At 59.0% G+C, this 20,013-nt stretch carries 23 protein-coding genes; 11 read left to right on the top strand and 12 right to left on the bottom strand.

The window, feature by feature from the left end; translation table 11 throughout:
• On the top strand, positions 1-298 hold a 298-nt coding region (locus BM026_RS26295; RefSeq protein ID WP_139217582.1), incomplete at its 5' end, for a transposase.
• A 74-nt stretch (positions 299-372) separates the two neighbouring features.
• Here the strand turns inward: BM026_RS26295 and BM026_RS26285 are convergent.
• Positions 373-1,077: an SDR family oxidoreductase gene (locus BM026_RS26285; RefSeq protein WP_093513257.1), complete on the bottom strand. Its 705-nt coding sequence runs from the start codon at positions 1,075-1,077 to the stop codon at positions 373-375.
• Positions 1,078-1,177: 100 nt separating this feature from the next.
• Between BM026_RS26285 and BM026_RS26280 the strand changes: the two genes are divergently transcribed.
• The 3 genes from BM026_RS26280 to rarD all read left to right on the top strand — a co-directional run bounded on the left by BM026_RS26280 (position 1,178) and on the right by rarD (position 4,329).
• Positions 1,178-2,080 carry a LysR family transcriptional regulator gene (locus BM026_RS26280; protein ID WP_092243692.1) on the top strand — a complete coding sequence of 301 codons (903 nt, stop codon included), beginning with the start codon at positions 1,178-1,180 and terminating at the stop codon, positions 2,078-2,080.
• 81 nt (positions 2,081-2,161) lie between these two features.
• A complete protein-coding gene (locus BM026_RS26275) occupies positions 2,162-3,172 on the top strand; it encodes an aldo/keto reductase (RefSeq protein WP_092243695.1) in 1,011 nt (336 codons plus the stop codon).
• A 275-nt stretch (positions 3,173-3,447) separates the two neighbouring features.
• Entirely contained in the window at positions 3,448-4,329 is an 882-nt protein-coding gene (rarD, locus tag BM026_RS26270) for an EamA family transporter RarD (protein WP_093513417.1), read from the top strand.
• A 57-nt stretch (positions 4,330-4,386) separates the two neighbouring features.
• Here the strand turns inward: rarD and hppD are convergent, their stop codons facing one another.
• Positions 4,387-5,463: a 4-hydroxyphenylpyruvate dioxygenase gene (hppD, locus tag BM026_RS26265; RefSeq protein WP_093530600.1), complete on the bottom strand. Its 1,077-nt coding sequence runs from the start codon at positions 5,461-5,463 to the stop codon at positions 4,387-4,389.
• A gap of 246 nt (positions 5,464-5,709) precedes the next feature.
• Positions 5,710-6,633 (bottom strand): DMT family transporter, encoded by a 924-nt coding sequence (locus BM026_RS26260; protein WP_093530598.1) that lies wholly within the window; start codon positions 6,631-6,633, stop codon positions 5,710-5,712.
• Between the two features lie 78 nt (positions 6,634-6,711).
• On the opposite strand from BM026_RS26260, the gene BM026_RS26255 reads away from it, so the two are divergent.
• Positions 6,712-7,599, top strand: a complete 888-nt coding sequence (locus BM026_RS26255) for a LysR family transcriptional regulator (RefSeq protein ID WP_092243701.1) — start codon at positions 6,712-6,714, stop codon at positions 7,597-7,599.
• On the opposite strand, the gene BM026_RS29265 is transcribed toward BM026_RS26255, so the two are convergent.
• Entirely contained in the window at positions 7,594-7,824 is a 231-nt protein-coding gene (locus BM026_RS29265) for a hypothetical protein (protein ID WP_175507977.1), read from the bottom strand. The two genes, BM026_RS26255 and BM026_RS29265, sit on opposite strands and share 6 nt — an antisense overlap.
• 121 nt (positions 7,825-7,945) lie before the next feature.
• Here BM026_RS29265 and BM026_RS26250 point away from each other — a divergent pair, with 121 nt between their 5' ends.
• Positions 7,946-9,487, top strand: coding sequence for an EAL domain-containing protein (locus BM026_RS26250; RefSeq protein WP_092243704.1), 1,542 nt, complete (start codon positions 7,946-7,948; stop codon positions 9,485-9,487).
• A 198-nt stretch (positions 9,488-9,685) separates the two neighbouring features.
• Positions 9,686-10,048, top strand: coding sequence for a histone-like nucleoid-structuring protein, MvaT/MvaU family (locus BM026_RS26245; RefSeq protein WP_071488246.1), 363 nt, complete (start codon positions 9,686-9,688; stop codon positions 10,046-10,048).
• Positions 10,049-10,161: 113 nt separating this feature from the next.
• Here the strand turns inward: BM026_RS26245 and BM026_RS26240 are convergent, their stop codons facing one another.
• Positions 10,162-10,698 (bottom strand): DUF4946 domain-containing protein, encoded by a 537-nt coding sequence (locus tag BM026_RS26240; RefSeq protein WP_092244413.1) that lies wholly within the window; start codon positions 10,696-10,698, stop codon positions 10,162-10,164.
• A gap of 195 nt (positions 10,699-10,893) precedes the next feature.
• Here BM026_RS26240 and gloA point away from each other — a divergent pair, with 195 nt between their 5' ends.
• Positions 10,894-11,415, top strand: a complete 522-nt coding sequence (gene gloA / locus BM026_RS26235) for a lactoylglutathione lyase (RefSeq protein WP_071488245.1) — start codon at positions 10,894-10,896, stop codon at positions 11,413-11,415.
• A gap of 52 nt (positions 11,416-11,467) precedes the next feature.
• Here the strand turns inward: gloA and ahpF are convergent, their stop codons facing one another.
• The 3 genes from ahpF to BM026_RS26220 form a co-directional block, all read right to left on the bottom strand.
• On the bottom strand, positions 11,468-13,033 hold the full coding sequence (gene ahpF, locus BM026_RS26230) for an alkyl hydroperoxide reductase subunit F (protein ID WP_093530595.1): 1,566 nt from the start codon (positions 13,031-13,033) through the stop codon (positions 11,468-11,470).
• A 126-nt stretch (positions 13,034-13,159) separates the two neighbouring features.
• The gene (gene ahpC / locus BM026_RS26225) at positions 13,160-13,723 is read right to left on the bottom strand and encodes an alkyl hydroperoxide reductase subunit C (RefSeq protein WP_010210361.1); all 564 of its coding nucleotides are present in this window, start codon (positions 13,721-13,723) and stop codon (positions 13,160-13,162) included.
• A 144-nt stretch (positions 13,724-13,867) separates the two neighbouring features.
• Positions 13,868-14,800, bottom strand: a complete 933-nt coding sequence (locus BM026_RS26220; protein WP_093121030.1) for a site-specific integrase — start codon at positions 14,798-14,800, stop codon at positions 13,868-13,870.
• A 171-nt stretch (positions 14,801-14,971) separates the two neighbouring features.
• Here BM026_RS26220 and BM026_RS26215 point away from each other — a divergent pair, with 171 nt between their 5' ends.
• Positions 14,972-15,973, top strand: coding sequence for a DNA-binding protein (locus BM026_RS26215; RefSeq protein WP_093530593.1), 1,002 nt, complete (start codon positions 14,972-14,974; stop codon positions 15,971-15,973).
• Between the two features lie 6 nt (positions 15,974-15,979).
• Here BM026_RS26215 and gorA read toward each other — a convergent pair whose 3' ends face one another.
• On the bottom strand, positions 15,980-17,338 hold the full coding sequence (gorA, locus tag BM026_RS26210) for a glutathione-disulfide reductase (protein WP_071488241.1): 1,359 nt from the start codon (positions 17,336-17,338) through the stop codon (positions 15,980-15,982).
• Positions 17,339-17,443: 105 nt separating this feature from the next.
• Complete coding sequence (galU, locus tag BM026_RS26205; protein WP_003173830.1) at positions 17,444-18,283, bottom strand: UTP--glucose-1-phosphate uridylyltransferase GalU; 840 nt, start codon at positions 18,281-18,283, stop codon at positions 17,444-17,446.
• A 309-nt stretch (positions 18,284-18,592) separates the two neighbouring features.
• On the opposite strand from galU, the gene BM026_RS26200 reads away from it, so the two are divergent.
• Entirely contained in the window at positions 18,593-18,778 is a 186-nt protein-coding gene (locus tag BM026_RS26200; RefSeq protein WP_012724166.1) for a hypothetical protein, read from the top strand.
• Positions 18,779-18,921: 143 nt separating this feature from the next.
• A complete protein-coding gene (locus BM026_RS26195; protein ID WP_071488240.1) occupies positions 18,922-19,203 on the top strand; it encodes a hypothetical protein in 282 nt (93 codons plus the stop codon).
• Between the two features lie 9 nt (positions 19,204-19,212).
• On the opposite strand, the gene BM026_RS26190 is transcribed toward BM026_RS26195, so the two are convergent.
• Positions 19,213-19,443, bottom strand: coding sequence for a hypothetical protein (locus BM026_RS26190; RefSeq protein ID WP_071488239.1), 231 nt, complete (start codon positions 19,441-19,443; stop codon positions 19,213-19,215).
• A 115-nt stretch (positions 19,444-19,558) separates the two neighbouring features.
• On the bottom strand, positions 19,559-19,912 hold the full coding sequence (locus tag BM026_RS26185; protein ID WP_071488238.1) for a hypothetical protein: 354 nt from the start codon (positions 19,910-19,912) through the stop codon (positions 19,559-19,561).
• Positions 19,913-20,013 lie beyond the last annotated feature (101 nt).

Below are 20,013 nucleotides of genomic sequence, written 5' to 3'. Positions count from 1 at the left end.
GACTGTGGTTGCTGCATGGCGTCGCGCCTGGGATCGGGTTATACCGTTTTTTGTTTTCCCGGCGGGCATCCGCAAAGTGGTTTACACGACCAATGCCATCGAGAGCATCAATGCCCAGTTACGCAAGATCATCAAGACTCGAGGGCACTTCCCGACCGATGAGGCCGCGACGAAACTGATATGGCTTGGGTTGCGCAACATCACCGCCAACTGGGGTCATGCGGCACACGACTGGAAAGTGGCAATGAATCAATTTGCGATCCTGTACGGAGACCGATTTACCAGACCGAGCTGGTAAAACAAGGGCCTGCCTGACGGCAGGCCCTAACCAGCCCGAACACAAAAAAACTGATACTCCCCTTTCTCAACAAGCTACAGCGTACCGCCGCCGTCGATATCGATCACAGCACCGGTCATAAACCCATTCTCCATCGCCAACACATAGACCTGTGCTACTTCTTCAGCCTGTCCCACTCGCCCTACCGGCACCCCCTCTCCCACCTTGGCGAACATCGCCAGACGTTGTTCTTCAGACAACCCCCCATACGCTGGCGTATCAATCACGCCTGGGCTGATCACATTGACCCGACGCGGGGCCAGTTCTTTGGCCAACTGTTTGCCCAGAGCTTCGGTGGCGGCGTTGATCCCGGTCTTGATGAACTGGCCCGGCGCCAATTTACGTCCCAGTTGCCCAGAGGTCAGGCTGATGCTGCCGTGCTTATCCAGGAATGGCAGCGCCAGTTGGATCGCCCGTAACGAGCCCCAGAGTTTCACGTTGAAGTTGTCCTGAGCCTCGGTCAGATCGGTTTCGATCAAGGTCTTGGCACGCACGGTTGGCCCTGAGGTGTAGACCAGGTGGTCGAACCGCCCCACGCGTTCGAACAATTGTTGCAAAGACCCTGCATCGGTGACGTCCACCGGTTCGCTGCGCAGGCCGTTTACCACGCCGCTGACCAAGCGCCGCCCGGCCAACACCACCTGCGCCCCGCGCGCAGCGGCGGCCTTGGCCACGGCTGCGCCGATTCCGCTGCTGCCGCCAATCACGATGACGGTTTTGCCGTTGAGGGAAGAAGTCATGGGGAAATTCCTGATTGAGAAAGTGAGGGTTCATCTTCCCAGCTTGGCAATCGACGAAAAATCCCGGTAAAACGACAAGATCTTTAAAGGATTTTTACAAATGAGCTCAACCCTCGACCTTGAAGTCTTCGTGCGCACCGCCGACACCGGCAGCCTGTCTGCCGCCGCCCGCGGGCTCGGCTTGACCCCGGCCGCCGCCAGTATCGCCCTCAAGCGCCTGGAAACCCGCCTGGGCATTCGCCTGCTGGCGCGCTCGACCCGCAGCATGCGCTTGACCGAAGAAGGTCGGCGCTACCTGGAGAGCGTGCGCGTCGCACTGGAGGCACTGTCCGAGGGCGAACAGGCGATCAAGCAGCAGGGCCAGAGCCTCAGCGGTTTGCTGCAACTGGCGGCGCCCTCGGACTTCGGGCGCAATGTGCTGCTGGGCTGGCTGGATGCGTTCAAGCTCGAACACCCGAATATCCGCCTGCAATTGCTGCTCAACGACAGCAATGCCGACCTGTTCCGCGACACCGTGGACATTGCCCTGCGCTTTGGTGTCCCCCGGGACTCCAGCCTGGTGGCACTGCCAGTGGTGCCCGACCACCACCGCATCCCCTGCGCCAGCCCGGATTACCTGGCGCGTCACGGCACGCCCCGGACTCCGGCCGACCTGGCACAACACAACACGCTGCGCTACATGCGTCGGGGCCGTGCCAACAATACCTGGTATTTCCGCCAGGGCGCGGTGTTGCAGGAGGTCGAAGTGTCGGGGGACTACTTGAGCGATGACGGCGAAATCGTGCGGCGCTGGGCATTGGCCGGTCACGGCATCGCCTACAAGGCCAACCTGGATATTGCCCAGGACATCAAGGCCGGTCGGCTGGTGCCGTTGCTGCCTGACTGGCAGGGCGAACCGACGCCCTTCAACCTGATGTGCCCGCACCGGCTGCAGGTGTCGGAACGGGTGAAGGTGCTGCACCGTTTCCTGCAGCAGCGTTGTCAGGTGCTGCTGAGTCCATGAAGAAACGCGTGCAGGGCTTGTCCCAGAGCGGCCGAGTCTGGTATTGCATTGGGCACGTTTCCCTGCCTTGAGGAGTTTTCCATGATTTACCGCACATTGGGCCAGTCCGGGTTGAAGGTCAGCGCCTTGACCCTGGGCACCATGATGTTTGGCGAACAGACCAACACCGAGGACTCGCTGCGCATCATCGACAAGGCCTGGGACCAAGGCATCAATTTTATCGACACGGCGGACGTCTACACCGGCGGACGTTCCGAGGAAATCGTCGGCGAAGCCATCGTGCGCAATCGCCAGGACTGGGTGGTGGCGTCCAAGGTTGGCATCGGCCCGGTGGACGGTTTGCCCAACCGCAGCGGCTTGAGCCGCAAACGTATTTTCAATGCACTGGAAGCCAGCCTGACCCGGCTCGATACCGATTACCTGGACATCTACTACCTGCACCGCGAAGACCACAACACCCCGCTGGAAGTGACGGTATCGGCGATCGGCGACCTGATCCGCCAGGGCAAGATCCGCTACTGGGGCCTGTCGAACTATCGCGGCTGGCGCATTGCCGAGGTGATTCGCGTGGCCGAACGCCTGGGTGTCGACAAGCCGATCATCAGCCAGCCGCTGTACAACATCGTCAACCGCCAGGCCGAAGTCGAGCAGCTCACTGCCGCAGCCGCCTATGGCCTGGGTGTGGTGCCTTACAGCCCATTGGCCCGTGGCGTGCTCAGTGGCAAATACGCGCCGGACGTCACCCCCGAGGCCGGCAGCCGTGCGGCGCGCCAGGACAAGCGCATCCTGGAAACCGAATGGCGCGTGGAATCGCTGCGCATCGCCCAGCAGATCCAGCAGTACACCCAAGGGCGTGGTGTGGGGATCGTGGAGTTTGCGATTGCCTGGGTATTGAACAATTCGGCGGTGAGCTCGGCGATTGTCGGGCCGCGCACCGAAGCGCAATGGGATGCCTACCTCGGGGCGTTGGACGTGAAGATCACGATCGAGGATGAAGCGTTCATCGATTCGCTGGTGACGCCGGGGCATTCGTCGACGCCAGGGTTCAATGACGTCGGGCATTTTGTGTCGGGGCGCGTGGCGCGAGCTTAAGCCCGGTAGCCCTGTTACTGAGCAGAACACAGTATTGTGGCGAGCGGGCTTGCCCCGCGTTGGAGTGCGCAGCGCTCCCAGTTTTTTTGGGGCTGCTACGCAACCCAACGCGGGGCAAGCCCGCTCGCCACAGTTAGCCCGCCCCCGCAGCGGACTAACGCGAAAATTTGCTGAAAAACGCCCCAAAACAGCGCACCCTTCTCCTGCTAAAAGCACCATAATCCCCTCCTGAAATTTCCCCTCTTTTCGTATCAATGGTTTTTCGCGAGGACAGCGTGTCTAAAGGTGTCGTGTTATCGGTCTTGGCCTCGGTGTTGTTTGCCGTGATGTATTACTTCACGTCACTGCTCACGCCTTTGAGCGGCCTGGAAATTTTCGGCTGGCGCATGTTGCTCACCGTGCCGTGCATGACGGTGTTCATGATCGTCAGCGGCGAATGGCGACGGGTGTGGGAGCTGCTGCGGATGTTGGCGGCCCGACCTGCCTTGATCGCGGGCGTGCTGGTGTCTTCGGCTTTGCTGGGCGTGCAGTTGTGGTTATTCATGTGGGCACCGCTGAATGGACGCAGCCTGGATGTGTCGGTGGGGTACTTCCTGTTGCCGCTGACCATGGTCCTGACCGGCCGCCTGGTGTGGGGCGAACAGCTGTCGTACTTACAACAGATCGCCGTCTGTTTCGCCGGCCTTGGGGTGCTCAACGAGCTGTACCAGGCCGGTGGTTTTTCCTGGGCCACGCTGGTGGTGATCATCGGCTACCCGGTCTATTTCATCGTGCGCAAGTACCTCAAGACCGACCATTTGGGTGGGCTCTGGCTGGACATGGCGTTGATGCTGCCGGTGGCCTGGTGGTTTGTGCAAAGCGGCGAGCAAGGCTTTGCGGTGCTGGATGCGCACCCCAAGCTATACGCGCTGATTCCGACGCTGGGCCTGATCAGCGCGTCAGCACTGGTGAGCTACATCATCGCCAGCCGCCTGCTGGCGTTCAGCCTGTTCGGGCTGCTCAGCTACGTTGAGCCAGTGCTACTGCTGGGAGTGGCGTTGATCCTGGGTGAAGGGATCAAGGGCGGCGAATGGTTGACCTACATCCCGATCTGGCTGGCGGTGATGGTGCTGGTGTTTGAAGGGTTCAAGCACTTGGTACGCCAGCGTAAAGCCTGATCGGCAGACAGCAAAAAGCCCGGCCAGGTTACCCATGGCCGGGCTTTTTCGTGTGCGTTAGTCGGTGGTCAACACCCCACGACGCACCTGGTCGCGTTCGATCGACTCGAACAGCGCCTTGAAGTTACCCTCGCCAAACCCATCATCGCCCTTGCGCTGGATGAACTCGAAGAACACCGGCCCCATCAAGGTTTCCGAGAAGATCTGCAGCAGCAGGCGCTTGTCGCCTTCAACCGAGGAACCGTCCAGCAGAATGCCGCGTGCCTGCAGTTGATCCACCGGCTCGCCATGGTTCGGCAAGCGGCCTTCGAGCATTTCGTAGTAGGTGTCCGGCGGCGCTGTCATAAAGCGCATGCCGATCTTCTTCAACGCGTCCCAGGTCTTGACCAGGTCGTCGGTGAGGAACGCCACGTGCTGGATGCCCTCGCCGTTGAACTGCATCAGGAACTCTTCGATCTGGCCGGCGCCCTTGGACGACTCTTCGTTCAGCGGGATGCGGATCATGCCATCCGGCGCGCTCATGGCCTTGGACGTCAGGCCGGTGTACTCGCCCTTGATATCGAAGTAACGCGCTTCACGGAAGTTGAACAGCTTCTCGTAGAAGCTCGCCCAGTAAACCATGCGGCCGCGATACACGTTGTGGGTCAGATGGTCGATGACCTTCAGTCCCGCACCCACCGGGTTGCGCTCCACGCCTTCGAGGTAGACGAAGTCGATGTCGTAGATCGAGCTGCCTTCGCCGAAACGGTCGATCAGGTACAGCGGCGCGCCGCCGATACCCTTGATGGCTGGCAGGTTCAGCTCCATCGGGCCGGTTTCGATGTGGATCGGCTGGGCGCCCAGTTCCAGCGCGCGGTTGTAGGCTTTTTGCGAGTCCTTGACGCGGAACGCCATGCCGCACACCGACGGGCCGTGTTCGGCAGCGAAGTAGCAAGCGATGCTGTTGGGTTCGTTGTTGAGGATCAGGTTGATCTCGCCCTGGCGATACAGGTGCACGTTCTTGGAACGGTGGGTCGCGACCTTGGTGAAGCCCATGATCTCGAAGATCGGCTCCAGGGTGCCTGGCGTCGGAGACGCGAATTCGATGAATTCAAAGCCCATCAGGCCCATTGGGTTTTCGTATAGATCTGCCATGATTTGGCGCCTCATCATTCTTGTGTTTTGAAGGTTTCAATTGCCAGCAAGGATGGGGAGCACGGGCGGCGCACAGGAAAGACCTCGCACACTGCGGGCGAGGAAGTCACCAAAGATGAGGGGGGAGCCGAGTAGCTTCATGATGTCATCGGTCTCTGACGGCTTAGGCTTGCGTGAGCACAAGTCCATATTCTTGTATGCGTAAATCGATTCTACACAGCGTAACTGCGTTTGTCCGTACTCTTATCAAATCCCCATTACCCGCACCCGTGCAAGGGGTTTATTGCACAGGTAGATGCCCGCTAGGATGATCGCACCGCCCATCAGCATGGGCAGGGTGAAAGGCTCGTCCAGCAGCACGGCGCCACAGATCACCGCCGTCAGCGGATTGAGCGCGATGAATACACCACTGCGGGTCGCGCCAATACGCCGGATGCCATCGTAATAGCCGATATACGCCAGGGCCGAGCCCAGTACCCCGAGGTAGAGCAGGCTGTACAACTGCGGCAGGTGGATAGCACTGAGCGCAACCAGAGTCAGTCGCCCGCTCAACAGCGTGATGAGCGTAAGCATCAGCGTTCCCAGCAACACCGACCAGGTGACGGTCTGCAAGGGCCCCAGGCGCTGGTTAAGCGCGCGTGCGCCCAGCGAATAGACGCCCCACCCCGCCACGCAGCCGGCGATCAGCAGATCGCCGCGCCAGTCGTTGGTCGCACCCTGCAGCCCCAGTGGGTCGCGGTTGATGATGACAACCGCCGCGCCCGCCAGGCACAACCCGATCCCCAGTGCCTTGCCAAGCCCCAGGCGTTCCTTGAATAACAGCCAGGACGTCAGGCCAATCACCGCTGGGTTCAAGGCGACGATCAGCGATGCCCGCGAGGCGCCGATGTACTGCAAGCCGTAGAAGAAGCACAGGTTGTAGAAAAAGATGCCGAAAAATCCCAGCAATGCCAGTCGCCCCAACTGCTCCAGGTTTGGACGGGCCAGGGGAATGCGCGCAAACGCCATGAACAGCAACAGCGCGACGCTGGCCAGCAGAAAACGCAGGCTGGCCGCCAGCAGCGGGTCGATGGCACCGGACAGGTAGCGCCCGGCGACGAAGGTGCCGCCCCAGATCATGGAGACGGCAGCGAGCTTCAAGTAGGTCAAACAATCGGTGGAAGGTTTCATGGTGGTATTGCTCTGGTGCTGAACGAGTTAGCCTAGTGTTTGCCTGATACTTGATCATCGTAAAATGAGTAAATACTCATGACCCTGACCCAACTTGAAATTTTCTCCCTGGTCGCTGAGCTGCAAGGCTTTACCCATGCGGCCAACCGCCTGGGTATCAGCCAATCGGCGGTGTCCCATGCCATCAAGGGTCTGGAGCAGGAACTGGGGGTGGAGCTGTTCCGTCGTCATCAAGCCCATGTGGCGTTGACCGACATTGGCGAACAATTGCTGCTGCGCGCCCGCGCCATGCTCGGCCTGGCCGGCACCCTTGAACAGGAGGCCGCCGATGCCCGGGGCTTGAAGCGCGGCACGCTGCGCATCGGCTCCTTCGGGCCAACGTCGTCCAATCGGCTGTTGCCGCAGATCCTTCGGCCGTTTCGCCAGGCCTACCCCGACATTGAGGTGCATGTCGATGAAGGCCCGGACCGCCAGGTCATCCAATGGCTGGATGAGCGGCGCATCGACGTGGGTTTCGTGGTGCTGGAGCAAGAGCGATTCGACACCTTCACGCTGTTCACCGATCAGATGGTCGCGCTGTTGCCGGCCAACCACCCCCTGGTCGCACACCCTGCCCTGCGCCTTGGAGATCTCTGCGAGGCGCCCTTCATCCTGACCGAGGCCGGCTCGTCGGAGCTGGTCTCGCGCCTGTTCGCCGATGCCCGGTTGACCCCGAAGGTGCGTTACCGTTGCGCGCAGTTGCTCAGCACGCTGGAAGCGGTGAGCCGTGGCGATGGCGTCAGCGTGGTGGCCCAGGGTTCCCTGCCGGTTACGCCAGACCCGCGTTATGTGGCACGCCCACTGGCACCGGCCATTACCCGTTCGATTGGACTGGCGGTGCTGGACCGCCGCCAGGCGTCACCCGCCACCCTGGCGTTTATTCGCGTGGCACAAGGCCTGGACTATGGGCATGTCACACCGCTATAGCGGCTGGCGATGATGGCGCAGCGCGCCGTTGTCATCCACGGTACTGAAGCGCAGGCTGGCAGCGCCGGATGGCAACTTCAGGATCGCGTCGAAGGACAGGCGGGTGGCGGACCGTGGGGCGATCAGTAGATATGGCGCGTGCCGTTGATGATCACACCGGCATTTACCGTCGCCGGTCCACCGTGCAGCAGCACTGCCAGTAGCAGTCCCAGATAACGCCCGCAAGGCTGCCTACTGACCGAACGGGTAGGTATCCCGAGCTTATTGCGGCGACTGCAACTATCATCGAGTCATGTCCGACCCGCCGTACTGACGCCTCTCTCACCTCGTACCAGGCTTTTACCCCATGCCCCTGACCGTCCAAGGCCCGCGCAGCCGTGCCACCCGTAACCTGATCAGCGTATTTTGCGCCATGGTGCCCGTTGCATTGGGCGTGGCGATCCTCCATTGGCAGGCCGAACGCACCCTTGAACAAAGCACCGCCCAGACCGCGCAGGAAGCTGTGCGCCAATTCGACTTGATGCTCGATAACACCGCCCTCGCCGCCCAGGCGTTGCTGCCACTGGCAGGTCAACCCTGTGATAACGGCGCGCAGCTGGCATTGCGCGAGCAGGTCACGCGCCGTCCATTCGTGCGGGCGACCACCTTGTCCTGGCAGAGAAACATCTACTGCAGCTCGTTGTTTGGCGACCAATACGCGTCGCCGGTCAATCCGGATGATTATGTAGACGGCAAGTTGTGGTTGATGGATGGCAACCCGGTGACGCCGGATACCGCTCTGCTGGTGTACCGGCTGGTCGAGGGTGACAAGGCCGCATTTGCGTCGATCGACGGCTACCACCTGACCAACGCCTTGCGCCTGATCAGTCGTTACGCCGACCTGGTACTGCAAGTCGGGCCCCATTGGCTGGGGGCCGATGGAAAAGTGCATGACACCGCGGTGCCGCTATTTGCCGTGGCGCACCATCATCTTGCATCCTCGCGTTATCACTACAGCGTCGACGCAGGCATGCCGGCTGGCGAAGTCTGGCGCTACATGCAGGCTCGATACCCGGCGTTGTTCAGCCTGCTGGTGTTCTTTGGCCTGCTGGCTGGGGCGCTGGCGCATTGGCTGCAAAAACGCTCTTCGGCCCCCACCCATGAACTGTATCGGGCATTGGCCGCCAACGAATTCATTCCGTACTTCCAGCCCGTGGTGCGCGGTGATACCCGTGAATGGGCAGGCTGCGAGGTACTGATGCGCTGGCAACACCCTAAGGAAGGGCTGGTGCGACCCGATCTGTTTATCCCCCTGGCCGAGCATTCGGGCCTGATCGTGCCGATGACTCGTGCTCTCCTGCGCCAGACCGCCGCGCAACTGGCGCCCCATGCCACGCGTTTCAGCCCGGGATTCCATATTGGTGTGAACATCACTGCACGCCACTGCCAGGACCTGGCACTGGTGGAGGACTGCCGTGAGTTTCTCGCCGCCTTTCCCGTAGGCCAGGTGACTCTGGTGCTGGAGTTGACCGAACGCGAGTTGATCGAACCCACCGAGATTACCCGCCGCTTGTTCGACGCCTTGCATCAATTGGGGGTGATGATTGCCATTGACGATTTTGGCACCGGCCATTCCAGCCTGGGCTATTTACGCAACTTCAATGTGGACTACTTGAAGATTGACCAGAGTTTTGTCGCCATGATCGGTGCAGATGCACTATCGGGGCATATTCTGGACAGCATCATAGAGCTGTCGGGCAAGCTCGACTTGGGCATTGTTGCAGAAGGTGTGGAGACGCGCGAACAGTGTGATTACCTGGCCGCTCAAGGGGTGGACTTCCTGCAAGGCTACCTGTTTGGAAAGCCTTTACCCTGTGATGAATTTATTAAATCGCTGGCGCGTCATTGAATAGCCATGCACTACCTGTACTGAAATAGTTGGGTCTGGAGAAAAGACATGATTTACTCGTGGCGCATTAACTACTACAATTTTTCCTGCCTGTGCAGAACTCGCGAGACGACTTCTTTCCTGGGTCGCCTTAAAGCGCTTGGCTTATAGCTTTGTCTGCAGTTGATATCAGCCAACTACACTATTGGAGTACAGATTTTGTCCAGACTCGCCGAATTTCGCGCAGCAGAAAAAGCCCTTCAAGAGCAGCTTGCCCAGCTGGAATCCCTGAAGAACGATGCTGGCCTGAAGAAAGAAATCGAATTCGAAGAAAAGCTTCAAGCCCTGATGAAGAGCTATGGCAAAGGCCTGCGCGACATCATTTCCATCCTTGATCCAAACCCGGGCAAGTCCAGCGCCGCTGCTGCCGCACCCAAACAGCGCCGTGCGCGAGTGGTCAAGGTTTACCAGAACCCGCACACCGGTGAACTGATCGAAACCAAAGGCGGTAACCACCGTGGCCTCAAGGCCTGGAAAGAACAGTACGGCCCTGCCACTGTAGATTCCTGGCTTCGCGGCTGATCGTACCGGATTTATAAAGAGCCCCGCTGACGCGGGGCTTTTTTATCTTATAAGGTTCGAAATCGAACTTAAATAACATTTCACTTTGTTCAAAATCGACATGCCTCACGCACTTAAAGTTTCAGGCTATCGCGTACCGAACTGACTTCCTCCTTGCTTGCTTCATACGCATCGGCCCGACCTGCGTATGAAAAAACATACGCCTTATCGGTATCAACCGCGCCCACCAATGTTTGCGAGAGCACGTGCCGCCCGTTCTCGGTTATCACGCAAGTAGTTTCCAGCGCTTCAAGACGGCTCAATGTTGAAGGGCGCATCTTGCTGCACACGCTTTGATAACCGCCCTGGGCAAAATCCTTCTGGATGGATTTGCGCATCTCCAGCAGTACGCCTTGAAGATTAACCTTGTGGCCAACTTCAATCGGTGTCCCGGTCAACTCCATGACCATCAGGGTCGTACCGTTTTCATCATTCTTGATTGCCCGCTGGCGTGATACTGCTTGGGGTTTTACAGGTGCCTGTTCATCCGCGACGACTTCCTCGACCTGCCACCCACCAGGCCAATGAATTTCGGGCTCGGCGGCCACTACGCAGGAACTGCCCAACCACACGCACAGCATGCCCAACAGCGGTTTACGAAATTCAGTCATTACCAAAAACACCCAAGGTTCAATGGCCAAAGTTTGAGCCCCAGCCTCCACAGGCCGCAAGGCCTGCGTGGCTTTTTCATCTGGCGACCGGACCGAGCCTTGCGTATCATGGCCCGGCTGCACGGATGCCAGCCGCAAGCCAAGGAACCGCTCACATTTCAGAGCCGCGTTTGCCCCATTTTTTCTGGAGGGCCCATGAGCCTGCACGAACTGAACACTTTCCCGGGCGTCACTGCCCAACCTGACACCGCCACCGCCAATTTCGTGTTCAACCACACCATGCTGCGGGTCAAGGACATCACCAAGTCGCTGGACTTCTACACCCGTGTCTTGGGCTTTTCCCTGGTTGAAAAACGCGACTTCCCGGAAGCCGAATTCAGCCTGTACTTCCTCGCTCTGGTCGATAAATCACAGATTCCGGCCGACGCTGCCGAGCGCACCCAGTGGATGAAGTCGATTCCAGGCATCCTGGAACTGACCCACAACCACGGCACCGAAAACGACGCTGACTTCGCCTATCACAACGGCAATACCGACCCACGTGGTTTTGGCCATATCTGTATCTCGGTGCCGGATATCGTCGCTGCCTGCGAGCGCTTCGAAGCTTTGGGCTGCGATTTCCAGAAGCGCCTGACCGACGGTCGCATGAAGAGCCTGGCCTTCATCAAGGACCCGGATGGGTATTGGGTCGAAATTATCCAGCCGGCGCCGCTGTAACGAAAAAAACCCCATGATCGCTCATGGGGTTTTTTCATTTGCGCGGCCTTCCTTACGCCGGGACAGAAGTCCGGATCAGGTGATCGAACGCACTGAGGGAAGCCTTGGCGCCCTCGCCCACCGCAATCACGATCTGCTTGTACGGCACTGTGGTGACATCACCGGCAGCGAATACGCCCGGCAGTGACGTCTCGCCACGCGCATCGACGATGATCTCGCCACGCGGCGTCAGTTCCACGGTGCCCTTGAGCCAGTCGGTGTTGGGCAGCAGGCCGATTTGCACAAAGATCCCTTCCAGGTCGATGGTCTTGAACTCGCCGCTGTCACGGTCCTTGTACGCCAGACCGGTAACTTTCTGGCCATCGCCTTTCACTTCGCTGGTCAGCGCGCTGGTGATCACATCAACGTTCGGCAAGCTGTAGAGCTTGCGCTGCAACACGGCGTCGGCGCGCAACTTGCTGTCGAACTCGAGCAAGGTCACGTGGCTGACGATACCGGCCAGATCGATGGCCGCTTCCACGCCGGAGTTGCCGCCGCCGATCACCGCTACACGCTTGCCCTTGAATAACGGACCGTCACAGTGCGGGCAGAAGCACACACCCTTGGCCTTGTATTCCTGCTCGCCCGGGACACCCATTTCTCTCCAGCGGGCGCCGGTCGCCAGGATCACGGTCTTGGATTTGAGAGTAGCACCGCTTTCGAAGCGAATTTCGTGCAGGTCACCGGCGTTTTTCGCCGGAATCAAGGCACTGGCGCGCTGCAGGTTCATGATGTCCACGTCGTACTGGCGCACGTGGGCTTCCAGGGCGCTGGCCAATTTCGGGCCTTCGGTTTCCTGTACTGAAATGAAGTTCTCGATGGACATGGTGTCCAGCACTTGCCCGCCGAAACGCTCGGCGGCGACGCCGGTGCGAATACCTTTGCGTGCGGCGTAGATCGCAGCCGATGAACCGGCAGGACCGCCGCCGACGACGAGTACATCGAAGGCCTCTTTGGCGCTGATTTTCTCGGCGGTTTTTTCGATGCCGCTGGTGTCGAGCTTGGCGAGGATCTCTTCCAGGCCCATGCGACCCTGGCCGAAGTTCACACCATTAAGGTACACACTGGGCACTGCCATGACCTGGCGCTCGTCCACCTCAGCCTGGAACAGTGCGCCGTCGATGGCGACGTGGCGGATGTTAGGGTTGAGCACGGCCATCAGGTTCAACGCCTGGACTACGTCCGGGCAGTTCTGGCAGGACAGCGAGAAGTAAGTCTCGAAGCTGAACTCGCCTTTGAGGGCGCGGATCTGTTCGATCACTTCGACACTGGCCTTCGACGGGTGGCCACCGACTTGCAGCAGGGCCAGCACCAGCGAAGTGAATTCATGGCCCATGGGGATGCCGGCAAAACGCAGGCTGATCTCGGCACCCGGGCGGTTGATGGAGAACGACGGCTTACGCGCATCATTGCCATCGGTTTTCAGGGTAATCAGCGTGGTGAGGCTGACCACGTCCTGCAAAAGGGCAAGCATTTCCTGGGATTTCGCGCCGTCGTCGAGGGAGGCGACGATCTCGATCGGCTGGGTGACCCGTTCCAGGTATGACTTCAACTGAGCTTTAAGATTGGCGTCCAACATACGGGCGATTTCCTGTTCATTCGGTTTATTGCAGACAAAAAACGCCCGAGCGAATCTCGCCCGGGCGTTTTGGGGGCGGATGCAGCTTACTTAAGTGCGGATTCCCGCCCTTGAGACTTCACAGACTTAGATCTTGCCGACCAGGTCCAGGGACGGAGCCAGGGTAGCCTCGCCTTCTTTCCACTTGGCTGGGCACACTTCGCCTGGGTGGGCAGCAACGTACTGAGCGGCCTTGATTTTACGCAGCAGTTCGGAAGCATCACGGCCAACACCACCGTCGTTCAGTTCAACGATCTTGATCTGACCTTCCGGGTTGATCACGAAAGTACCGCGGTCTGCCAGGCCGGCTTCTTCGATCAGCACGTCGAAGTTGCGAGAGATGGTCAGGGTCGGGTCGCCGATCATGGTGTACTGGATCTTGCCAATGGCTGGCGAAGTGTTGTGCCAGGCAGCGTGGGCAAAGTGGGTGTCGGTGGAAACGCTGTAGATCTCGACGCCCAGTTTCTGGAACTCGGCATAGTTGTCAGCCAGGTCTTCCAGCTCGGTTGGGCAAACGAAGGTGAAGTCGGCTGGGTAGAAGAACACAACGGACCACTTGCCTTTCAGGTCAGCGTCGGACACATCTACGAAGTTGCCGTTTTTGTAGGCGGTAGCTTTGAACGGTTTTACTTGGCTGTTGATGATAGGCATCGTTGACTCTCCGTCAGGTTTGTAGAAGGGCTTAGCAAGTTGATGAGGTGAATCCTACCCACTCTCTACGCCGATGGCTCATTGGCAAACCTGATGCTGACGATTGGTTTTCCCTATCAGGTGACTGTATTAATAGAAGAAATCTCAAAGCAGCGGTCGGGTCGCCAGGGTCATGCCGAGAAAGGGCGTGGCTTCAACATAGCGCATGGCGGATTTCATGTCGCTCCAGCCGACGTAACTCATCAACGACTTCAAATCCCAGCCGCTGCGATGAGCCCAGGTGGCAAAACCCCGGCGCAGCGAGTGGCTGGTGTAGTGCTCGGCGGGAATGCCGGCGCGCTCCAGGGCCTGGCGCAGCAGCGGGATCACACTGTTGGGGTGCAAGCCCTCTTCCCCCAGGTTGCCCCAGCGATCAATACCGCGAAACACCGGGCCACGTACCAAAGCCGCGGCACTGAGCCACTCGCTATAGGCCTGCACCGGACACAGCCGCAACAGTGCCGGGGTGTGATAGGTCTTGCCGAGGTTGTCGCGGTCGCTTTTGCTGCGGGGTAGATAGAGGCTGATCCCCGCTCCAGGCGTGGCTTGCACATGCTCGATGGAAAGGCGACACAACTCATCGCTGCGAAAGCCACGCCAGAAGCCCAGCAGGATCAACGCAGTATCACGCTTGGCACGCAGCAACCGGGGCTGGTCCTGTGCCTGCGCCGCCTCTATCGCTTCAGCGTCAAGAGAAGCAACCACTTGTTCCAGATGCTTGAGCTGCAACGGTTCGGCTTGCTTCTCCTGCGCCGGGTGCACAGCACGAATGCCCTTGAGTACCTTGCGCACCACGGGCGCCTTGGTCGGGTCAGGAAACCCCTGGCTGGCATGCCACTGCGCCAGTGCCGACAACCGCAGCTTCAGCGTGTTGACTGCCAGCACACCTGCATATGCGACCAGATAGCGCGCCACGCTGTCGCTGGTTGCCGGCAGGAACCCGCCCCAACTCACTTCGAAGTGCTCGATGGCCGCGCGATAACTGCGCCGCGTGTTATCGCGGGTGGCGGCGTTGAGGTAACGATCCAGATCGCTCATGGGAAGCCTATTTGTACTACTGGAGGGGACTTTCGCGAATCAAACACGCATGACACGGGATAATACGCCAATATCCCATCTGTTAAACGATGAGTCACAACAACTTTTTTGTTTATGATATGGTACGTATATACATACCACGTACCACATTACGAAATCGACGGAGACCCCATGGCTCGCGGCGGCATCAACAAAGCAGTAGTTCAAACAGCCCGCTTGGCAATCCTCGCCCGCGGCGAGAACCCCAGCATCGACGCAGTACGTATCGAGATGGGCAATACGGGCTCGAAAACCACCATTCATCGTTATTTGAAAGAGCTGGATGAAAGCGAAACGCGCACCACCATCACCCAAGCGCCGATCGACGACGAGCTTGGCGAACTGGTGGCGCGACTGGCCCAGCGCCTGAAAGAGAAAGCCCAAGAGCCAATCGACCTGGCCCTGGCGCAGTTCGAACAGCAGAAGGCCGCCCTGCTCGCCCAGGTGCAAGCCCTTCAGGAGGCCCATGACCAACTCCAGCAGCGGTTCGATATCCAGGCGGCCGCCCTGGCAGAAGAAAGCGCAGCCCTGCAAACCGCCAGCACCAGCCTGCAGACCGAGCAAACCCGCAACGCCGGGCTGAGCCAGGCGTGCAGTGATTACGAGCTAAGGATCAGCGACAAGGACGAGCAGATTCGCTCGCTGGAAGAAAAGCATCTGCATGCCCGGGACGCCCTGGAGCATTACCGCAATGCCATAAAAGAGCAGCGCGAACAGGAACAGCGCCGCCATGAAGGCCAGTTGCAACAGGTACAGGCAGAACTGCGCCAGGCCCAACAGAGCGCCATGGTGCGCCAGGATGAAATCACCCAACTGCATCGCGACAACGAGCGTCTGTTGATCGAGCACCGGGTAACGGCGAGGGAATTGACTGCACTGCAAGAGCAATCCCGCAAGGATCAGGCCCGGCTGCTCAAGCTGACTGAACAGGTGAGCCTGATTGACAGCGAACGCACCCTGCTGCAGGAGCGCCTGCGAGTATCAGCGGTGGAGAACCAGTCACGCCAGGAAGCGCTGGGCGAACAGCAGCAAGCCAATAAAACCCTGGAACTGGAGCTGATCAAGGCCCAGGCCAGTGTCGAGGCGCTGCGCCTGGCCGCCGCCGTTGCAGCGGCGCCAGAGGCAACGCCCTAGGCCTGATCAGCCCGCTACGGGCGTGCGCATGGTGACGAACTCTTCCGCCGCCGTCGGGTGCACGCCGATGGTTTCATCGAAGTGCTGCTTGGTCGCGCCTGCCTTGAGCGCGATCGCCAGGCCCTGCACGATTTCACCCGCATCCGGGCCGACCATGTGGCAACCCAGCACTTTGTCGGTGTCGGCGTCGACCACCAGCTTCATCAAGGTCTTTTCCTGGCACTCGGTGAGGGTCAGCTTCATCGGCCGGAAACGGCTTTCGAAGACCTGCACCTTGTGGCCCTTCTCCCTCGCCTCTTCTTCGCAGAGCCCCACGGTGCCAATGTTCGGCAGGCTAAATACCGCCGTCGGGATCATCTTGTAATCCACCGCACGATACTGCTCAGGCTTGAACAGGCGACGCGCCACGGCCATGCCTTCGGCCAGGGCAACCGGCGTCAATTGCACACGACCGATCACATCGCCGATGGCCAGGATCGAGGACTCGGCGGTCTGGTACAGGTCATCCACCTCAACGAAACCACGCTTGTCGAGTTTGACGCCGGTGTTCTCCAAGCCCAGGTTATCCAGCATCGGGCGCCGCCCCGTGGCGTAGAACACGCAATCAGCTTCCAGCACCCGGCCGTCTTTCAGCGTAGCCTTGAGGCTGCCATCGGCCTGTTTGTCGATGCGCTCGATATCGGCATTGAATTGCAGGTCCAGGCCGCGCTTGGTCAGCTCTTCCTTCAAGTGCGTGCGTACCGAACCGTCGAAGCCGCGCAGGAACAGGTCGCCGCGGTACAGCAACGAGGTCTGGGCGCCCAGGCCGTGGAAAATACCGGCAAACTCGACAGCGATGTAACCACCGCCGACCACCAGCACACGCTTGGGCAATTCCTTGAGGAAAAACGCTTCATTGGAGCCAATGGCGTGTTCGCGCCCAGGAATCTCCGGAATCTGCGGCCAACCACCCGTTGCGATCAGAATGTGCCTGGCGGTAAAGCGCTGGCCATTGATTTCGACCTGATGCGGATCCACCAGGCGCGCATGCCCTTCATGCAGGGTTACGCCGCTGTTGACCAGCAGGTTGCGATAGATGCCATTGAGGCGATTGATCTCGCGGTCCTTGTTGGCGATCAAGGTGGCCCAATCAAAATTCGCCTCGCCCAACGACCAGCCAAAACCGCTGGCCTGCTCGAAATCCTCGGCAAAATGAGCGCCGTACACCAACAGTTTTTTCGGCACGCAACCGACGTTGACACAGGTGCCGCCCAGGTAGCGGCTTTCCGCCACGGCCACCTTGGCACCAAAGCCTGCGGCAAAACGTGCCGCACGCACACCGCCGGAACCGGCGCCAATTACATACAGGTCAAAATCGTAGGCCATTTCACTCTCCTCGGCAGGACATCAGCATACCGACTTACATGGGGCTGAAAAACGAAAAAGCCACCCGAAGGTGGCTTTTTTGGAACAGGCTGCCTACACCGTGAATCAGTAAGCCTTGCCAGTCTTGTAGAAGTGCTCGTAGCAGAAGTTGGTCGCTTCGATGTAGCCCTCGGCGCCACCGCAGTCGAAACGCTGGCCCTTGAATTTGTAGGCAATCACGCAACCGTCTTTGGCCTGCTTGAGCAGGGCGTCGGTGATCTGGATCTCGCCACCCTTGCCTGGCTCGGTTTCCTCGATCAGCTTGAAGATGTCCGGAGTCAGGATGTAACGACCGATGATCGCCAGGTTGGAAGGTGCGTCTTCCGGCGCTGGTTTCTCGACCATGTCACGCACGCGGATCAGGCCATCGCCAATGTCGTCACCGGCAATAACGCCGTACTTGTTGGTTTCGGTGGGGTTCACTTCCATCACTGCAACGATAGTGCAGCGGTACTTTTGATACAGCTTGACCATCTGGGTCAGTACGCCATCGCCTTCCAGGTTCACACACAGGTCATCCGCCAGGACCACGGCGAACGGTTCGTCACCGATCAACGGGCGGCCGGTCAGGATGGCGTGGCCGAGGCCTTTCATCTGAGTCTGACGGGTGTAGGAGAACGAGCATTCGTCCAGCAGTTTGCGGATGCCGACCAGGTATTTTTCCTTGTCGGTGCCCTTGATCTGGTTTTCCAGCTCGTAGCTGATGTCGAAGTGGTCTTCCAGCGCGCGCTTACCACGGCCGGTCACGATAGAGATTTCGTTCAGGCCGGCATCCAGTGCCTCTTCGACGCCGTACTGAATCAGTGGCTTGTTCACCACCGGCAGCATCTCTTTGGGCATGGCCTTGGTCGCTGGCAAGAAGCGAGTGCCGTAACCGGCTGCTGGGAACAAGCATTTCTTGATCATATGGGTCCTTACAAAGGGCTGTGCGTACGGAATTCGGCGCAGTCTAATCAGGCCGCAGTCACCTTACAATGGGTCCTGCTGGCGTTGCGATGTCATCATAGAGAAAAAATCTCGGCGTAAGTTCCGCGTATCTTACGAAGCGCATCTGCATCGGCACGGCCAAATGAGCCTGCACTGGGTATTTCCAAGGGCTGTGACCTTTTTAGCATGCTTTTACAGCGGTAACACTGACCTAGAATAACTTGCGCGCGCCCGCGACATTTGGCGCTATCATTAGGCCCTTGAACCAGACCACGAGATACTTGATAGATGTCAGAACCAAAAGGCGTGAACGGCTACCTGATCACCAAGCGAGCAGACGGTTGGCACCTGATCAACTTCCACGGCGACAGCGTCGCCGGCGCATTTGCCAGCGAAAGCCAGGCTATTGCCGTAGCCGAAGTGTTTGTGGATGAAGCAGGCCACGCTTCGAGCAAACGGCCCAAGGGCAAGTAAGCGTCAACGCCCTGTGCAGAAGGCCCCGGTGAACGGGGCTTTTTTGTGTTTGTCTGTACGTAGATGGCAGTTCGCTATAATCTCGCCAAAACGCCCCACGACAGTGTCAGCGTGCCCTCCAACACCCTCGATGATGAACCTACATGAATAAGATTCTGGCACTGACTGCAGGACTGGCGCTCGCCGGATGCACCACCACCTCTGACGTCTACCTGAAAAACGGTGAGCAAGGCCTGACCATCGACTGCTCGGGCGAAGCCAATTCCTGGGCCAGTTGCTATGAAAAGGCCGACGCTTCTTGCGCAGGCACCGGCTACCGTATCGTCGGCACCGAAGGCACGCCTTCGCTCAAGGAAAGTGAAAAGACCCTGGGCCAGGACGTTGGCAACTTCAAAAGCCGCAGTGTCGTAGTCGTGTGCAAGTAAGCTTAGCGCCTACAACTGGATGTCGGCGAACTTGATACCCAGGCCACGAATGGTCTCCACCAGGTCATCCAGCCGCGAGAACGACTCGACTTCATCCTGATCGTCCACCAGGAAAAAACTGCGGCCACCGCTTTTCTTGAAAAATACAATCCACTCCCCCAAGTCAGCCGGGTTCTGGATGATGTGAGTGGCCGATATCTGGCCTTCGGCCTGGCGAGCCCTGACGTGTTCACGCTTCATAAAAGACTTCCCGAAAAAACAGATGCCGCACAAACCGGGGGTTTGCACGGCATTTTTGCATTGAATGGGCGAGAGTTTAACGGATGCCCTGCCCGATCAGTGGGTGAAACGGCGCTTATGAACCGGAAATGCACTCTTCGCCGGCCTTCTTCACATCACCGGGACGGATCGGCACATTGGACATGCTCTCGTAGAGCTTGATACTGCTGCCACTGGAGCGGTCTTCGATCTCGAAAATCGCCGACGGGTCAGCCGAGAATTTCTGCGGCACAATCACCTGCACACCGTCCTTATGTGGCTCGATCTGCGGCGGGCGGCGCGTGGTGGACAGTTTGCGCACTACACAGGCAGCATATTCCTGCGGTTTCTTCCCGGAAATGACCGCCAGGGTCGGCGGGGTCTGCTTGATATCTGCAACCGAAGCACACCCACCAATCGCCAGGGCCAGAACCAACACACTCCACTTCATACAAAACCTCCGATAAAGACCCTACGACAGCGGGGATGGTATTTTTCTCCCGCCCACGTAGGATTTATCCCTGAAAACTCGGTAAATAACTGTTTTAAATT

Source organism: Pseudomonas sp. NFPP24, from assembly GCF_900112095.1.
Taxonomy (GTDB): Bacteria; Pseudomonadota; Gammaproteobacteria; order Pseudomonadales; family Pseudomonadaceae; genus Aquipseudomonas; species Aquipseudomonas extremorientalis.
This window is presented reverse-complemented; position numbering and strand designations above follow the sequence as displayed.

Bases quoted from the DNA above. Each gene is read 5' to 3' on its own strand.
- BM026_RS26285 (WP_093513257.1), bottom strand. From the start codon at position 1,077: ATGACTTCTTCCCTCAACGGCAAAACCGTCATCGTGATTGGCGGCAGC.
- BM026_RS26280 (WP_092243692.1), top strand. From the start codon at position 1,178: ATGAGCTCAACCCTCGACCTTGAAGTCTTCGTGCGCACCGCCGACACC.
- BM026_RS26275 (WP_092243695.1), top strand. From the start codon at position 2,162: ATGATTTACCGCACATTGGGCCAGTCCGGGTTGAAGGTCAGCGCCTTG.
- hppD (WP_093530600.1), bottom strand. From the start codon at position 5,463: ATGGCAGATCTATACGAAAACCCAATGGGCCTGATGGGCTTTGAATTC.
- BM026_RS26260 (WP_093530598.1), bottom strand. From the start codon at position 6,633: ATGAAACCTTCCACCGATTGTTTGACCTACTTGAAGCTCGCTGCCGTC.
- BM026_RS26255 (WP_092243701.1), top strand. From the start codon at position 6,712: ATGACCCTGACCCAACTTGAAATTTTCTCCCTGGTCGCTGAGCTGCAA.
- BM026_RS26250 (WP_092243704.1), top strand. From the start codon at position 7,946: ATGCCCCTGACCGTCCAAGGCCCGCGCAGCCGTGCCACCCGTAACCTG.
- BM026_RS26240 (WP_092244413.1), bottom strand. From the start codon at position 10,698: ATGACTGAATTTCGTAAACCGCTGTTGGGCATGCTGTGCGTGTGGTTG.
- gloA (WP_071488245.1), top strand. From the start codon at position 10,894: ATGAGCCTGCACGAACTGAACACTTTCCCGGGCGTCACTGCCCAACCT.
- ahpF (WP_093530595.1), bottom strand. From the start codon at position 13,033: ATGTTGGACGCCAATCTTAAAGCTCAGTTGAAGTCATACCTGGAACGG.
- ahpC (WP_010210361.1), bottom strand. From the start codon at position 13,723: ATGCCTATCATCAACAGCCAAGTAAAACCGTTCAAAGCTACCGCCTAC.
- BM026_RS26220 (WP_093121030.1), bottom strand. From the start codon at position 14,800: ATGAGCGATCTGGATCGTTACCTCAACGCCGCCACCCGCGATAACACG.
- BM026_RS26215 (WP_093530593.1), top strand. From the start codon at position 14,972: ATGGCTCGCGGCGGCATCAACAAAGCAGTAGTTCAAACAGCCCGCTTG.
- gorA (WP_071488241.1), bottom strand. From the start codon at position 17,338: ATGGCCTACGATTTTGACCTGTATGTAATTGGCGCCGGTTCCGGCGGT.
- galU (WP_003173830.1), bottom strand. From the start codon at position 18,283: ATGATCAAGAAATGCTTGTTCCCAGCAGCCGGTTACGGCACTCGCTTC.
- BM026_RS26200 (WP_012724166.1), top strand. From the start codon at position 18,593: ATGTCAGAACCAAAAGGCGTGAACGGCTACCTGATCACCAAGCGAGCA.
- BM026_RS26195 (WP_071488240.1), top strand. From the start codon at position 18,922: ATGAATAAGATTCTGGCACTGACTGCAGGACTGGCGCTCGCCGGATGC.
- BM026_RS26190 (WP_071488239.1), bottom strand. From the start codon at position 19,443: ATGAAGCGTGAACACGTCAGGGCTCGCCAGGCCGAAGGCCAGATATCG.
- BM026_RS26185 (WP_071488238.1), bottom strand. From the start codon at position 19,912: ATGAAGTGGAGTGTGTTGGTTCTGGCCCTGGCGATTGGTGGGTGTGCT.